This window comes from Streptococcus oralis subsp. oralis (assembly GCF_002096435.1).
Taxonomy (GTDB): domain Bacteria; phylum Bacillota; class Bacilli; order Lactobacillales; family Streptococcaceae; genus Streptococcus; species Streptococcus oralis_AA.
This window is the reverse complement of record NZ_NCUI01000025.1, coordinates 467,314-482,988: the sequence shown is the minus strand read 5'-3', so window position 1 is coordinate 482,988 and position 15,675 is coordinate 467,314. Positions and strand designations below refer to the sequence as shown.

Genomic DNA, 15,675 nt, shown 5'->3' with positions numbered 1-15,675 from the left:
TCTACGAAGCGGTAGCCTGGAATATCTTTCTTAGGTTGTTCACCGTCTTCGGTTGGATAACCTGGAATTTCATTGCCTTCCTTATCCTTATGACTGGTCTTAACCTTCTCATAAACGTGTTCTGTGTCACCGTTTGGAAGTTTCTTAGTCTCTACGAAGCGGTAACCTGGAATATCTTTCTTAGGTTGTTGGCCGTCTTCGGTTGGATAACCTGGAATTTCATTCCCTTCCTTATCCTTATGACTGGTCTTCACTTTTTCGTAGACATGTTCTGTGTCACCGTTTGGAAGTTTCTTAGTCTCTACGAAGCGGTAACCTGGGATATCTTTCTTAGGTTGTTGGCCATCTTCGGTTGGGTAGCCTGGAATCTCATTGCCTTCCTTATCCTTATGACTAGTCTTAACTTTTTCGTAGACATGTTCTGTGTCACCGTTTGGAAGTTTCTTAGTCTCTACGAAGCGGTAACCTGGGATATCTTTCTTAGGTTGTTCACCGTCTTCGGTTGGATGACCTGGAATTTCATTGCCTTCCTTATCCTTGTGACTGGTCTTAACTTTTTCGTAGACATGTTCTGTGTCACCGTTTGGAAGTTTCTTAGTCTCTACGAAGCGGTAACCTGGAATATCTTTCTTAGGTTGTTCACCATCTTCTGTTGGATATCCTGGAATTTCATTGCCTTCCTTATCCTTGTGACTGGTCTTAACTTTTTCGTAGACATGTTCTGTGTCACCGTTTGGAAGTTTCTTAGTCTCTACGAAGCGGTAACCTGGAATATCTTTCTTAGGTTGTTCACCATCTTCTGTTGGATATCCTGGAATTTCATTGCCTTCCTTATCCTTGTGACTGGTCTTCACTTTTTCGTAGACATGTTCTGTGTCACCGTTTGGAAGTTTCTTAGTCTCTACGAAGCGGTAGCCTGGAATATCCTTCTTAGGTTGTTCGCCGTCTTCGGTTGGATATCCTGGAATTTCATTGCCTTCCTTATCCTTATGACTGGTCTTAACTTTTTCGTAGACATGTTCTGTGTCACCGTTTGGAAGTTTCTTAGTCTCTACGAAGCGGTAACCTGGGATATCTTTCTTAGGTTGTTCACCGTCTTCGGTTGGATATCCTGGAATTTCATTGCCTTCCTTATCCTTATGACTGGTCTTAACTTTTTCGTAGACATGTTCTGTGTCACCGTTTGGAAGTTTCTTAGTCTCTACGAAGCGGTAACCTGGGATATCTTTCTTAGGTTGTTCACCGTCTTCGGTTGGATATCCTGGAATTTCATTGCCTTCCTTATCCTTATGACTGGTCTTAACTTTTTCGTAGACATGTTCTGTGTCACCGTTTGGAAGTTTCTTAGTCTCTACGAAGCGGTAACCTGGGATATCTTTCTTAGGTTGTTCACCGTCTTCGCTTGGAATTAATGTATTCCCCTTAGTATCTACAAATGAAGTAATTGGACGGACAGTCGGAGTGTATTTTGCAGTTATTTCTGTTCCGTTCTTATCAACTCGTTTGACTGTAACTCCTGAAGCCTTCCCAACAAAGTCTTTTTCTGGTGTGAAAGTTACCACACCATTTTCATCAATGGTATAAGTTCCTTCTCCCGGAACAACTTTTTTAGTTGAACTATCATCAAAGGTTGGTTTGACATTTTCATCAATTTCAACAGTCTTCTCCACACCGTTTACTTCAACTTTACCACCAGCAAAAGTTGGTGTGCCGTGTTGTGTTTGTCCTTTTGGACCTTCGGATTCAGCATCTATAGAAGTTGGTTTAACAGGTATTACAGTTGGAGTATACGTTGCTGTAGCAGTTGCTGTAATATCAGTATCATTAGCATCTTTTCCTAATTTTGCAGTAAGTGAAACTGTGACAGGTGTTGCTGTACCTGTAAATGTCTTCAATGGAACAAAGGTTACTCTGCCTGTTTCATTATCAATTGAGTAGGTACCCTGACCATCAATTGTTAGAGTATCAACAAATCCACCTGTTTTTGGATCTACTAACTTAGCAGGCGAAGAAGCACTTGGTTTTACTGGTGATCCATCTCCAACAGATGTAAAGGTTGGAGTTTCTTTTTGAGTGGCACCTTGAACATCAGTCGAAGTCACATTATGTCCTTCAATCGTATCAGTTACTGTAATATGGTAGGTTGTTGTAGCGGTTGATGAATCAACTCCATGATCAACTCCCGACTCAGTTCCACCGATTGTTGCTTCAGTAGTGTAATTTCCATTACTATCAATAACATCAATCTTAACAGTATATACTCCTACTTCATTTAAGCTATATCCACTAGCAATATTATAGTTATTTACATCTTGTTTGGTATCAAATACTTTTTGAACTCCTGAAGGCGATGTTACTGTGATTCTAGTGATATAGGTAGTTTTTCCATATTTAGCATCTTCAGAGTCTGAGATGCTTACTGCAGCTTTTGCTTCATTACGAAGGTCGACAGCTGTACCTTTTGTTGAAGTATAATCTTGTGAAGTTGCTGTTGGTTTTGTATTTACAACCGTTGCCACATCCGTATTTGTGGCAATCGTCCCTCTAATAATACCACCAAACCCTGACTTAGTATGAACTTCCCAAGAGTCATTTCCAAGCTTAGTAGCAGTCACTTCCGTTCCATCAGATGACGCCCAGGTATTTGAATGTTTGTCATAAGTGACAGTTACTGACATTCCATCACCTACCTGATTAGTATTCTTAGAAACATAAATCGTTTCTGGGCGAGTTGGCGTTTCTACACTTGTCACTTTCCCAGTGCTATCAAGCTGTCGAATGTACTCATAGATATAAAATTTCATACCACCGTCTTGCTGAGCTTCTGTGTACACTTGACGTTTAGTCCATCTTGTCGTACCATCACCATTCAGTGTTTTACTTTCAGCATAGTCGCTAGGTAACTCCCAGTGTCCGGTAGCCTTATTAAAAGTAGCAGTATGTTTTTGCCCATCCGTTCCATTTAACTCAACTTGTTCACGTAAGAAAGTTCCCTTAACATTTTCAGCAGATGCTTCTACTTTGATATTATCAACACCAACTTTGGCAGTTGCCTCTGATGTCACAGGAATATTAAAGACTATATCGGAATCTACAATACCTAATTCTTGATTTTCAGAAACAGCTGTGTTGGTTGAACCACTGTCTACGAGCCATTTGCCATTAACTGCTTTTAGATTGGTTACAGTACCATCCGGCATTGTTACCTTAGCACTTGATGCACCTTTAGAAATTTTAACTGGTACAACTGTTGAGTAAGTTTCAACGTTTTGAACCTCAACCTTTGGTTTCACGACTAATGTTACAGTAGCATGTGCTTCTTGTCCAGATTGGTTCCAGACATTATTATTAGCCAATTTATCATAATCTTTTGCAAATACGGAGACTGTGTAAATTCCTGCTTCAGTTAATTTTCCAGAAATGATTCCTCTCCCCATATTCGTTTGATCAGCAGCTTGCTCATCAGAAGTACTGTTTGCAACACTATAGCTAGTACCTGGAATTAGGACTTTAGAATCATCTAATTGTTCACCAATGGTGTTATATCCTGAAACTCCTGTCACTGCTCTAGAAAATCTTTGAGGCACTCTTACAACTTTTCCTTCAACTGTCGTGTAGTTATAAGTTCCTCGACTATTTGCTGGTGTTGCACTGGCACCTGATTCGTCATAGAATTGAATATTTACATTAGCATCATCACCTACTTTACGATCATAACGCTCAGAATCTGATTTTATTTTAGGAGGCGTGCTATCTTGCCACCCGACCCAACCAGCACGAAGATTCTGAATTTGGAAAGTTACTGTTCGACCATCTGTATTGGTCGCAGTAATATTAAATCGTAAATCATAAACTCCATTTTCAATATCCGCTATGACTTTTCCTTGAATTGTGTCTGTTTCTGAATCGTATGTCAAGCCCGGCACAAGGTTAGTTGGGGTTACAGAAGTTAAACTCCAACCAGCTTGCTTAGCTTTTTCTGTAACTGCAATACGATCTTTCAAACCTTTAATATAAACTCTGTCAACTCCTTGTTCATACCCATAGCCATAAATTTCTGTAGCTAGGTATTCATAACCACCGTTAGCAGAGTATATTGACGTCGCAGCGTTTGAAATTCTTGACCCATCCGCACGGAGTTTATTTCTCCAAAGTGGTGCTTCTTCTGCTAATTTTTTAGCGGCATCAGGAGTTAATGGATAATCTACACGTCCTTTGTTGTTATGACCAGTCTTTCCACCTTGTTCTGTATGCATCCCATTTCCAGCATTTGTATCATTACCAACCCGCTGATTAGAATAGACTTCAATCTCTAGACCTGTAGCATCAGTACCCGTAATTAGTTTAATTTCTTGTACTGGAATTGTATAGGTATCTTTACCAGTATGATTTGCAGCGTTTGTTTCCGATGCATGAGTTGTATTAGAACCCTCTTCAGCATAGAAATCTTGAGCAGCCAAAGCTACTCCAAAGTTCCCGTCTTTTCCAACTCCTGCTTTTTTCAGATCATTGTAGACAGCAAGAATGGAATCATTTAAGCGTGACAATTGATCATTGATTTGTTTAGCTGTAAGGGCATCATTCGCTAGGACTTTTTTAGTTTCTGCAATAACTCCCTTATTATTAGCTACCGCCGCCTCAATCGCCGCTTTGTTTTCACCCTCAACCTTATTTTTCCGGACTGCTTCAGTTGCTAAAACATTGGTTACCTCAGCTTCAGAAGTAACTTGTTCTAAGATTTTTTTAGCTTCTTGGACTGGTACAACAGTTTCTTTTGTTTCTTTGGTTTCTTCTGCTTTTTCTGTAGATTCCGTTATTTTCCCAACTTCGACAGACTCAGCAAATACCGTAATTAACTCTTTAATCTTAGCAAGTTCAGTATCCACTTCCTCTTGCTCAACTATCTCTTTTGAGATGACAGATTTCGCAGAATCTAATAGCTCTTTAGCAGATGTTAGTACCACGTCATCTATATTCTTTGCTGTTTTTACTTTCTCTTCAAGTTCTGTAATTTTTTTAACTAAATCCGTTTTATCAACCGTCTTAAGGGCAACTTCTTTTTCTTTTTCTATCGAAGTTTCTGGTTTTTCTGTTTCCGTAGAAGATTCCGTATTCAATGTCGATGTTGAAACAAGCGTAGTATCTGCTCCTTGAAGTTCCATCGCTGATACTGCTCCATTGCCCAAAAACATCAAACCTGCTGAAATTGCTACTGATGCTACTCCTAAACTATACTTTCGAATCCCGTATCGAATGTATTTCTCCGTTCTAAAATCCTGTTGCTTACTCTTCATAAGAAAAACAACCTCCCTATTTTTATTATGTCGATATTGAAATATAGAAAAAACGAAATTTCTTTCCCTTCTCGAAAATTGGTTTTTAAATTTCGTTATTCTAAAAGGATTATATCCTCATATTCAATATGCATATTCATACTAACATTTTCTGTTCTCTTTTTCAACATTTTTAATTATTTTATTTGAGAAAAATACAAAAATAATTTAACACCAAATACTTTAAAAGACCAATACTCACAGAGGTTTACATCATGTAAATTTCAGGTGTCGCTTATCCAATAATTAAATAAAATACACTTTTATGTATCAATTTATTTTTTAGAGTTTTGTAGAAGTTAAATTTTTCCCACACTTACATTGTTATAACAAAAAAATTTCTATAAGAAGTACACAAATCTAACAGTATATTTCTTAGCCGTTATTTATAGATTATCATGAAAATTTGACTTAGAGGCCGAGACCCTAAACCTTGACTACAGATTCTTTTTTTGTTAAAATGTAACAAATCTTATTACATCTAATATAAGATAAATCCATGAAAGGACTTCAACTATGAAATCATTAAAAGGTATTTTTATTTATCGGACTTAGTATGCTTCTGACTATCCTAGCTTGGCTTAGTTCAGGCGCTAGTCAGTTTCTAATCCCTGGTTTAGCTCTCACTACCCTCTCACTTACTTTTATACTAGCTAGCCGTTTACCCCTGCTTGAGGCTTGGTTTAACGGACTTGAAAAGATGTATCTTGCTCATAAATTCACTGCTTTTCTATCCATTCTCCTACTAACCCTACACAACTTTAGCATGGGTGGTCTCTGGGGTTCGCATTTGGCTGCCCAGTTTGGAAATATCGCTATCTATATCTTTATCAGCATTGTTCTGGTTGCCTATCTGGGACAATACATCCAGTATGAAGCTTGGAGATGGATTCATCGATTGGTTTATCTAGCCTATATCTTTGGCCTTTTTCATGTTTTGATGATCATGGGAAATCGTCTCCTCTCCTTTAGTTTCCTAGGTCTTATCTTTGGAATCTATGCTATTTTAGGCTTGCTTGCAGGATTTTATATTATTTTCCTTTATCAAAAGGTCGGTTTCACCTATCTTGGAAAAATCGTAGGAATCAAACGCCTCAACCACGACACGACTGAAATTGAAATAGAACTCAGTCATCCTTTCACTTACGAATATGGGCAATTTGCCTTTCTAAAAATTTTCCAAAAAGGTTTTGAGACTGCTCCACACCCTTTCTCCATCTCAGGAGGACAAGGACGAACTCTTTATTTTACGATTAAAAACTCTGGTGACCACACCAAGAATATCTATGACAATCTTCAAGTTGGTAGCAAGGTCGCAGTTGATCGCGCCTATGGACATATGACTATGGAACACGGTCCAAAGCAGCAAATCTGGATCGCAGGTGGAATTGGAATGACACCTTTCATCTCTTATATCCGAGAGCATCCTATCCTAGACAGGAATGTCCGCTTCTACTATAGTTTCCGTGGAGAGGAAAATGCTGTCTACCTAGATTTACTTCGTGACTACGCCCGTCAAAATGCTAACTTTGACCTGCAGCTGGTCGATAGCAATGAAAAAGGATACCTGACTTTGGATCAAGAAGAAATCCCTGCCCAGACTACAGTCTATATGTGTGGACCTCTTCCTATGATGAAGGCCCTTGCCAAGCAAATCAAGAAAAAGAATCCCAAAGCAAAACTCATTTACGAAGGTTTCAAGTTTAAATAAGACCGTTGTCCCTCTAACACAAAAGAGGGACTTTCTTTTCACTTTATTTCCCTCTTCTATGCTATACTTAGTTTAGTACATTCTTTGAGATTGGAGCCAGTATGAAAATCCATAAAACCGTGAATCCCGTTGCCTATGAAAACACTTATTATCTAGAAGGAGACCAACACCTGATTGTGGTTGACCCAGGTAGCCATTGGGAAGCCATCCGCAAGACTATTGAGAAAATCAACAAACCCGTCTGCGCGATTCTCCTGACCCACACCCACTACGACCATATTATGAGTCTGGACTTAGTTCGTGAAGCTTTTGGAAATCCTCCCGTTTATGTGGCAGAGAGTGAAGCTAGCTGGCTCTATACCCCCGTTGACAATCTCTCTGGGCTACCTCGTCATGATGATATGGCTGATGTCGTCTGCAAACCAGCAGAACACACCTTTGTCTTTCATGAGGAATACCAGCTTGAGGAATTTCGTTTTACAGTTCTACCAACCCCAGGACACTCTATCGGTGGCGTTTCTATCGTCTTTCCTGATACTCATCTAGTCTTGACCGGAGATGCTCTATTCCGAGAAACCATTGGACGGACAGACCTTCCTACTGGTAGCACGGAACAACTCCTCCATAGCATTCAGACTCAACTCTTCACTCTTCCTAACTACGATGTCTATCCTGGGCATGGTCCAGCTACGACCATCGCTCACGAAAAGACCTTTAACCCCTTTTTCTAGCAAGCAAAAAACCAAGGAAAAATCCTTGGTTTTTTTGTAGCTTCAATTTCTATGTCAATATTTGCTCAGAAGAATCAATATTGACTAGAAAAGTAATTCAAAACTAATTAGCTGGATTCAATTCTTTCCAACCAATGTTAGACAAATCAAGCTTTTCAGAAGAAATATCTAAAACTTGCTCTGCTTTTTCATTGCCACCGATTTGAATAGTTGCTTCTTTAATCTTCTGCACTCCGTTTTTATCGAACGAATATAGAGACAGGTTCATTTCTGGACGAGTTGACTGCCAGTCTGCATAAGAGACTTGACCGTTTTCATAAATATCAAATCCTGAGCGAAAACCACCTGCAGAAGCTATATATGCTGTGTGAAGTAAGCTAGGTTTTTGATTTTCCAAATAATAAATGGCTGAAACAAATTTTTCATCGCCAATAAGCAACTCGTCTTGACCATCCTTATTCAAATCAACAATTGCGTATTTCCAATCGGGTGCATTTTGATAACCCATTCGAGAGAAAACTAGGCCATATTCTTCTGAAGTAATCTTATCTTGTTTATTTTCCTTGTATAAATCTTCTCTATTACCTTGTTTTAAAAGGTCTATAAAGTGATTATAGCGTTCAATCACTTCTTTATATAAATCTTGTCTAGTTTCTTTCTTATTTTCAGCAGTCGATTGCGATTCTTTGGTTGACGAGTCACTAGTATTTTCAGCCTTTGCTTCTGTTGATACACTAGTCTTATCATCTTTGGATACAGATGATAATGTAGATGAAGATTCTGTATTACTCTTGTTTTTAATGAAACCACAAGATGCCAGAACTGAAATCGAAAAAATAGCTAAAAGCATCATTAAATATTTCTTCATGTTAACCTCGGTAGCACTTTATTTTCAGATGGATAAACTTCAAATATGAGTCACTCACTTCAAAATGATACTTGATTTAGGACTCACTTTACCAAATAATCACACGTTCTTCTGGTGAACGCCACATTCCGTCGCCTTCTTTGACATCATAGGTTGTAAAGAAGTCATCGAAGTTAGGTACTTGCACATTGACACGGAGTTTGGCAGGCGCGTGCACATCGACACTGGCCATAAGTTTCATCAACTCAGGACGGCCTTTCATGCGCCAGATACGAGCAAAGTTGTGGAAGAATTCTTCAGCAGAGAAGTCTGGTTCTCTCTTAGCAGCTTCAAGGGCTGCAGCAATTCCTCCCAAGTCGGCAACGTTTTCAGACACGGTTAGTTTCCCATTAATCGTTGCTCCGTAAGATTCTTGTCCATCAAACTGGTCGATAACTTTCTGCGTTTTTTCTTTAAAGGCAGCATAGTCACTCTCTGTCCACCAATCCTTGAGGCTACCATTTTCATCAAAAGAAGCGCCATTTGTGTCGAAGGCATGAGAAATCTCGTGAGCAATAACAGCACCAATACCACCGTAGTTGGCAGAAGACGACTGATGCAAGTCATAGAATGGAGCCTGTAAAATAGCCGCTGGGAAGACAATCAAGTTCTTCTGAGGATTGTAGTAGGCATTGACCATATGAGCTGGCATACCCCACTCCTTGTAATCAACCGGTTGGTTCCACTTGCTCCAGCTGTGCTTGATTTCCACACGCGCAAAGGCTAGGGCATTCTCAAAGAGACTGGCAGTTTCATCCACTACTTTGTCCTTGTAGCGTTCTGGCAATTCTTCTGGATAACCGATATAAGGCTTGATGACATTGAGTTTAACAATGGCCTTGTCTCGCGTTTCAGGTGTGAGCCAGTCGTTCTTGGATAAGCGTTCCTTATAAACATCAATCATAGTCGCTACTTTTTTCTCTACGTCTGCCTTAGCTTCTGGAGAGAATTTTTCATGCGCATACCAGAGACCAAGAGCTTGCTTGAAAGGCCCTTGGGCCAAGTGATAAGCTGCCTTGACCTTGTCCTGAGCTTCTGGCACACCTGAAAGGGCACGTCCGTAGGCACCTGACAAGATACGAATCTCATCTGTCAGATAGCTGGTTGAAAGATTGACTACGCCCAAAATCAAGGTTGCTTTGAGTAGAGGCCACGCTTCTTCACTATAGAATTGCTCTGCTGCTTGCCAGAAACGTTCCTCGTCTACGATAACCTTATCTGGAGTTTGTCCAAGAACTGTATGGAAGAAATTATCCAAAGGTAGGGCAGGAGCAAATTTCTTGAAATCTTCATAAGCGTATGGATGGTAGAGTTTGGCATATTCTGAACTTTCTTCGTTAGAAAGCACCACAGCCGCAATGCGACGGTCCAATTCCAATCGTTTCTCTAGTAAGTCCGCGATTTCCTCATCTGAAAAATCATAGGCTTTGAGTAGATTCGTTGTACTTTCATTCCAAAGAGTCAAGAGCTCCTCACGCTGAGGATGGTCTTCAGCGTAGTAAGTCGTATCTGGCAAGATTGTTCCTGGTGCACTTGCCCAGAGAACATTGGTTCTGGCATCCATAAAGTCTGGTGATACCCCAAATGGAAGGAAGTTTGGCTTGCCTGCTAGTTCAAATTCTGCTAGTTTGCTGGTGAAATCTGCGAAGCTCTCCAAGTCTTGGTATTCCTTAAGTAGAGGAAGGACAGGCTTGATTCCATCTGCTTCTCTCTTGTCAAAATCACGTACCATACGATGGTACTTAACAAAGTTTGCGAGGATGGCATCCTCTGGAACATCCTCACCTGCCAACCACTTGTCCGTAGTTGCTAGCATCAACTTTTCAATTTCCTCGTCAAGGTCAATAAAACCACCTGTTCGAGATTTGTCAGCTGGAATGACAGCTGTTTTTTCCCATTCACCATTGATTGCATCATAAAAATCGTCTTGATAACGTGTCATCTTGTTCTCGCTTTCATTTTTTCACTTATTCTTAGCTTAGCAAAAAACACTTGGGAATGCAATTAAAAATGGTTTCTCTTTTTACTTCATTTTTCAGTTATTATTTTAAATTTTTCAAAAATTAACTTGACTTAATTTTTTTTTTAAGGTATATTAAAAGGCAGGAGGAATACAACTTTATGATACGTATCGAAAACCTCAGTGTCTCCTACAAAGAAACGTTGGCACTAAAGGATATTTCACTAGTGCTCCAAGGACCAACTATTACCGGAATTATTGGTCCAAACGGTGCTGGAAAATCAACTTTATTAAAAAGTATGTTGGGAATTATCCCACATGAAGGTCAGGCCTTTCTCGATGACAAAGAATTCAAGAAATCTTTACATCGGGTTGCCTATGTCGAGCAAAAGATCCATATCGACTACAATTTCCCTATCAAGGTCAAGGAATGTGTCTCTCTGGGACTCTATCCATCTATCCCACTCTTTCACACCTTAAAAGCCAGCCACTGGAAAAAAGTGGCAAATGCACTTGAAATCGTTGGGCTCTCAGACTATGCTGATCGCCAAATCAGCCAGCTCTCAGGCGGACAATTTCAACGTGTGTTGATTGCCCGTTGTTTAGTGCAGGAAGCTGACTACATCTTTCTAGATGAGCCATTTGTCGGGATTGATTCGGTTAGTGAAGAGATTATCATGAACACGCTGAGAGACCTTAAAAAAGCTGGTAAAACAGTTCTCATCGTCCATCATGACCTCAGCAAAGTCCCCCATTATTTCGACCAAGTTTTGCTTCTCAATCGAGAATTAATAGACCTTGGTCCGACTAAAGAAACCTTTACCGAAGCCAATCTTAAGAAGGCCTACGGTAACAAACTCTTTTTCAATGGAGGTGACCTATGATAGCAGAATTTATCGATGGATTGCAACATTTCCATTTCCTACAAAACGCCTTGATAACAGCTATAGTCATCGGAGTCGTTGCTGGTGCTGTGGGATGTTTTATCATCCTACGTGGGATGTCTCTCATGGGAGATGCTATCTCTCACGCAGTTTTGCCCGGCGTAGCCCTTTCCTTTATTCTGGGAATTGATTTCTTTATTGGAGCCATCATCTTTGGCTTGATGGCTTCCATTATCATTACCTACATCAAGGGTAACTCTATCATCAAGAGTGACACTGCCATTGGTATTACCTTTTCATCTTTCTTAGCCCTAGGTGTCATCTTGATTAGCGTTGCCAAGAGTTCGACAGATCTCTTCCATATCCTTTTCGGGAATATCCTCGCTGTCCAAGACATGGATATGTGGATTACCATTGGTGTGGGGGCAATCATTCTTTTGATTATCGGGATTTTCTTTAAACAACTATTGATTACATCTTTTGACGAGCTCCTGGCTAAAGCCATGGGAATGCCTGTCAATTTCTACCACTATCTGCTCATGGTGCTCTTGACCCTTGTGTCAGTCACTGCCATGCAAAGTGTTGGAACTATTCTTATCGTGGCCATGCTAATCACTCCAGCTGCGACGGCTTACCTTTATGCTAATAGCCTAAAGAGCATGATTTTTCTTTCATCAAGTCTAGGAGCACTGGCTTCTGTCGTGGGACTCTTTATCGGCTATAGCTTCAATCTCGCAGCAGGATCCAGCATCGTGCTCACATCTGCCAGTTTCTTTCTCATTAGCTTCTTTATCGCTCCAAAGCAACGATACTTGAAACTAAAAAATAAAAAAATCAATAAATAAGGGGAAACCCTTCTGGAGGAATCTAATGAAAAAATTAGGTACATTGCTTGTTCTTTTTCTTGCTATCATTGGATTAGCTGCCTGTGCTAGCGGAAAAAAAGACACAGCATCTACAAACCAAAAACTAAAGGTTGTAGCAACTAACTCTATCATCGCTGATATTACAAAGAATATCGCTGGTGACAAGATTGATCTTCACAGTATCGTTCCTGTTGGTCAAGACCCACACGAATACGAACCACTTCCTGAAGACGTTAAGAAAACTTCTGAGGCTGACCTCATTTTCTATAACGGTATCAACCTTGAAACAGGTGGCAATGCTTGGTTTACCAAATTGGTCGAAAATGCCAAGAAAACTGAAAACAAAGACTACTATGCAGTTAGCGACGGTGTAGACATCATCTACCTTGAGGGTCAAAACGAGAAAGGCAAAGAAGACCCACACGCTTGGCTCAACCTTGAAAATGGGATGATTTATGCTAAGAATATCGCTAAACAGCTGATTGCAAAAGACCCTAGCAACAAGGAATTCTACGAAAAAAATCTCAAAGAATATACTGAAAAGCTAGACAAACTGGACAAGGAAGCCAAAGAGAAATTTAACAATATCCCTGCTGAGAAAAAACTCATCGTAACCAGCGAAGGATGCTTCAAATACTTCTCTAAAGCCTACGGTGTCCCAAGTGCCTACATCTGGGAAATCAACACAGAAGAAGAAGGAACACCGGAACAAATCAAGACCTTGGTTGAAAAGCTTCGCCAAACAAAAGTTCCATCCCTCTTTGTTGAATCAAGTGTCGATGACCGTCCAATGAAGACTGTTTCACAAGACACAAATATTCCAATTTACGCACAAATCTTTACTGACTCAATCGCTGAAGAAGGTAAAGAAGGTGACAGCTACTACAACATGATGAAATACAACCTTGACAAGATTGCTGAAGGTTTGTCAAAATAATCCATTAAAAACGTCATTCTCACCGAATTGGCGTTTTTTCAATTTCCGGTCAAATCATTGGAAAAATCTGACAATTCTCGGTAGAATAAAAGAAAAAAGAATGGAGTAGTTTCATGACCACTTTTCTCGGAAATCCTGTAACTTTTACAGGTAAACAACTGCAAGTCGGAGACAAGGCACTTGACTTTTCTCTTACGACAACCGATCTCTCTAAAAAAACGCTAGCTGACTTTGATGGAAAGAAAAAAGTCTTGAGTGTTGTCCCTTCTATCGATACTGGTATCTGCTCAACGCAAACACGTCGATTCAACCAAGAACTAGCTAACCTCGACAATACCGTCGTTCTTACTGTTTCTATGGACCTACCATTTGCCCAAGGACGCTGGTGCGGGGCTGAAGGCCTTGATAATGCCATCATGCTTTCAGACTACTTTGACCATTCTTTCGGGCGCGATTATGCCCTCTTGATCAACGAATGGCATCTCCTTGCACGTGCCGTCTTTGTTCTCGATACTGACAATGTCATCCGTTATGTAGAATACGTTGACAATATCAACACGGAGCCAAACTTTGAAGCTGCTATTGCTGCAGTTAAAGAACTAGACTAAAATCACAAGCATTATGGCAGAAGGCTAGAGAAATCTAGCTTTTTTTGATATACTAGAAGGAGAGAAAAGACAAGAGGAAACGAATGACTCCAAATAAAGAAGACTACCTAAAATGTATTTATGAAATCGGTACGGAGATGCAAAAAATCACCAACAAAGAAATTGCTGCCCGTATGCAGGTATCTCCACCTGCCGTAACAGAGATGATCAAACGCATGAAAAGTGAAAATCTCATCCTCAAGGATAAGGAGAACGGCTATCTATTGACAGATATTGGCCTCAAACTTGTCTCTGAGCTCTATCGTAAACACCGTTTGATTGAAGTCTTTCTAGTTCACCATCTAGACTATACTAGCGATCAGATCCACGAAGAAGCTGAGGTCCTAGAGCACACTGTCTCTGACCTATTTGTAAAGAGACTGGATAAACTACTGGGCTTCCCTAAAACCTGTCCCCACGGTGGAACCATACCAGCTGAGGGAGAACTCTTGGTTGAAATCAATAACCTGCCACTAGCGGCCGTCCAGGAAGCTGGAACCTATCTCCTGACACGCGTTCATGATAGTTTTGAACTACTCAAATATCTAGAAAAGCACGCAATTCATATCGGTGACCAACTACAAGTCAAGCAGTTTGATGGCTTTTCTAATAGCTTTACTCTGGTCAACAAAGACGAAGACCTCCAAGTTAGTATGGATATCGCCAAACAACTCTATGTCGAAAAAATCAACTAAGCCCTTATTCCTGAAAGAAATTCCTTTCAGGGATTTTTTATTATGTTAGTTGCAACTCCCATTTGTTTGGTGTAGAATGAAGGTAGATAAAAGAGGGAGGTCTTCCTATGAAAAAGCTCTTTAGAATCCATTTTGCAGCCATTGTAGTCAGCGATTTGCTACTGTTGGTAACTTTCAGACCCCGATACGAACTTTCTTTGGAGAGAGGTCTGATTTTTTGCTTCATTTTCATCCTTGCTCAAGGACTACTGCTATTTCGCTTGGTCAATCGACTCAAAAAACATTTCTCTGAGATTTATCCTCAGATGAACAAAAAAATTCGCTTCTACTATTTAGGAGTGCTCATCAGCGATTTTCTATTATTTGTCTTTTTAGCCATCACTGGCCCTCAATATTTCTACTCTCTTACTCCAGTCTTTACTTCCTGTCATTCTACTTTATATTATATAACGGCTAGCCACCTAAGAGAAAACTATCCCGACTTTTACGACAAACACATCTCCTTCTGGGAGTGCCTATAAATAAAAACCAAGCCGACTGGCTTGGTTTTCTTATCTATTTTTTGTATCAAGGATAATGGTGACCGGTCCGTCATTGACCAGCTCCACCTGCATATCCGCTCCAAAGATACCTGTCTGAACAGGTACTTCCTGAGCTAGCTTTTGATTGAGAGCATCATAGAAATCTGATGCCCTATCAGGCTTGGCTGCACCTGTAAAGGCTGGACGATTGCCTTTCTTAGTGTCCGCAAAGAGGGTAAACTGAGAAATGGAAAGGATTTCCCCCTCAATATCCTTGACAGACAGATTCATCTTGCCTTCTGCATCTGAAAAAATCCGCATGTTGACGAGCTTTCTCACAGCATAGTCCAAATCTTCCTCTTGGTCCTCTGGGCCTACACCGACCAACAATAAGAGCCCCTGATTGATTTTTCCCTGAACCTGACCTTCGATACTCACTTGGGCTTTTTTTACCCGTTGAATGATGATTTTCATAAGCGCCTT

Annotated in this window: 11 protein-coding genes and 1 pseudogene; 8 read left to right on the top strand and 4 right to left on the bottom strand. The window is 40.2% G+C overall.

Annotated features, from left to right (window positions below; all coding sequences use genetic code 11):
• A partial coding sequence (locus B7723_RS08595) for a YSIRK-type signal peptide-containing protein (protein WP_142358082.1) occupies positions 1-5,294 on the bottom strand: 5,294 nt, incomplete at its 3' end.
• 555 nt (positions 5,295-5,849) lie between these two features.
• On the opposite strand from B7723_RS08595, the pseudogene B7723_RS08590 reads away from it, so the two are divergent.
• Positions 5,850-7,044, top strand: a pseudogene (locus tag B7723_RS08590) (ferredoxin reductase family protein).
• A gap of 101 nt (positions 7,045-7,145) precedes the next feature.
• Complete coding sequence (locus B7723_RS08585; RefSeq protein WP_084849509.1) at positions 7,146-7,775, top strand: MBL fold metallo-hydrolase; 630 nt, start codon at positions 7,146-7,148, stop codon at positions 7,773-7,775.
• A gap of 103 nt (positions 7,776-7,878) precedes the next feature.
• Here B7723_RS08585 and B7723_RS08580 read toward each other — a convergent pair whose 3' ends face one another.
• On the bottom strand, positions 7,879-8,643 hold the full coding sequence (locus tag B7723_RS08580; RefSeq protein WP_084849510.1) for a hypothetical protein: 765 nt from the start codon (positions 8,641-8,643) through the stop codon (positions 7,879-7,881).
• A gap of 88 nt (positions 8,644-8,731) precedes the next feature.
• The gene (locus B7723_RS08575; RefSeq protein WP_084849511.1) at positions 8,732-10,624 is read right to left on the bottom strand and encodes a M13 family metallopeptidase; all 1,893 of its coding nucleotides are present in this window, start codon (positions 10,622-10,624) and stop codon (positions 8,732-8,734) included.
• 179 nt (positions 10,625-10,803) lie between these two features.
• On the opposite strand from B7723_RS08575, the gene B7723_RS08570 reads away from it, so the two are divergent.
• The 6 genes from B7723_RS08570 (at position 10,804) to B7723_RS10645 (ending at position 15,192) form a co-directional block, all read left to right on the top strand.
• Entirely contained in the window at positions 10,804-11,526 is a 723-nt protein-coding gene (locus tag B7723_RS08570) for a metal ABC transporter ATP-binding protein (protein ID WP_084849512.1), read from the top strand.
• A complete protein-coding gene (locus tag B7723_RS08565; protein WP_084849513.1) occupies positions 11,523-12,371 on the top strand; it encodes a metal ABC transporter permease in 849 nt (282 codons plus the stop codon). The genes B7723_RS08570 and B7723_RS08565 overlap by 4 nt, the downstream gene beginning before the upstream one ends.
• 25 nt (positions 12,372-12,396) lie before the next feature.
• The gene (locus tag B7723_RS08560; RefSeq protein ID WP_084849514.1) at positions 12,397-13,329 is read left to right on the top strand and encodes a metal ABC transporter substrate-binding protein; all 933 of its coding nucleotides are present in this window, start codon (positions 12,397-12,399) and stop codon (positions 13,327-13,329) included.
• Between the two features lie 113 nt (positions 13,330-13,442).
• Positions 13,443-13,937 carry a thiol peroxidase gene (tpx, locus tag B7723_RS08555; RefSeq protein ID WP_033630265.1) on the top strand — a complete coding sequence of 165 codons (495 nt, stop codon included), beginning with the start codon at positions 13,443-13,445 and terminating at the stop codon, positions 13,935-13,937.
• A gap of 83 nt (positions 13,938-14,020) precedes the next feature.
• Positions 14,021-14,671, top strand: coding sequence for a metal-dependent transcriptional regulator (locus B7723_RS08550; RefSeq protein WP_049520901.1), 651 nt, complete (start codon positions 14,021-14,023; stop codon positions 14,669-14,671).
• 107 nt (positions 14,672-14,778) lie between these two features.
• Positions 14,779-15,192, top strand: coding sequence for a hypothetical protein (locus B7723_RS10645; protein WP_007520495.1), 414 nt, complete (start codon positions 14,779-14,781; stop codon positions 15,190-15,192).
• A 30-nt stretch (positions 15,193-15,222) separates the two neighbouring features.
• Here B7723_RS10645 and dtd read toward each other — a convergent pair whose 3' ends face one another.
• Positions 15,223-15,666, bottom strand: a complete 444-nt coding sequence (gene dtd / locus B7723_RS08540) for a D-aminoacyl-tRNA deacylase (protein WP_000691422.1) — start codon at positions 15,664-15,666, stop codon at positions 15,223-15,225.
• Between the last annotated feature and the right edge of the window lie 9 nt (positions 15,667-15,675).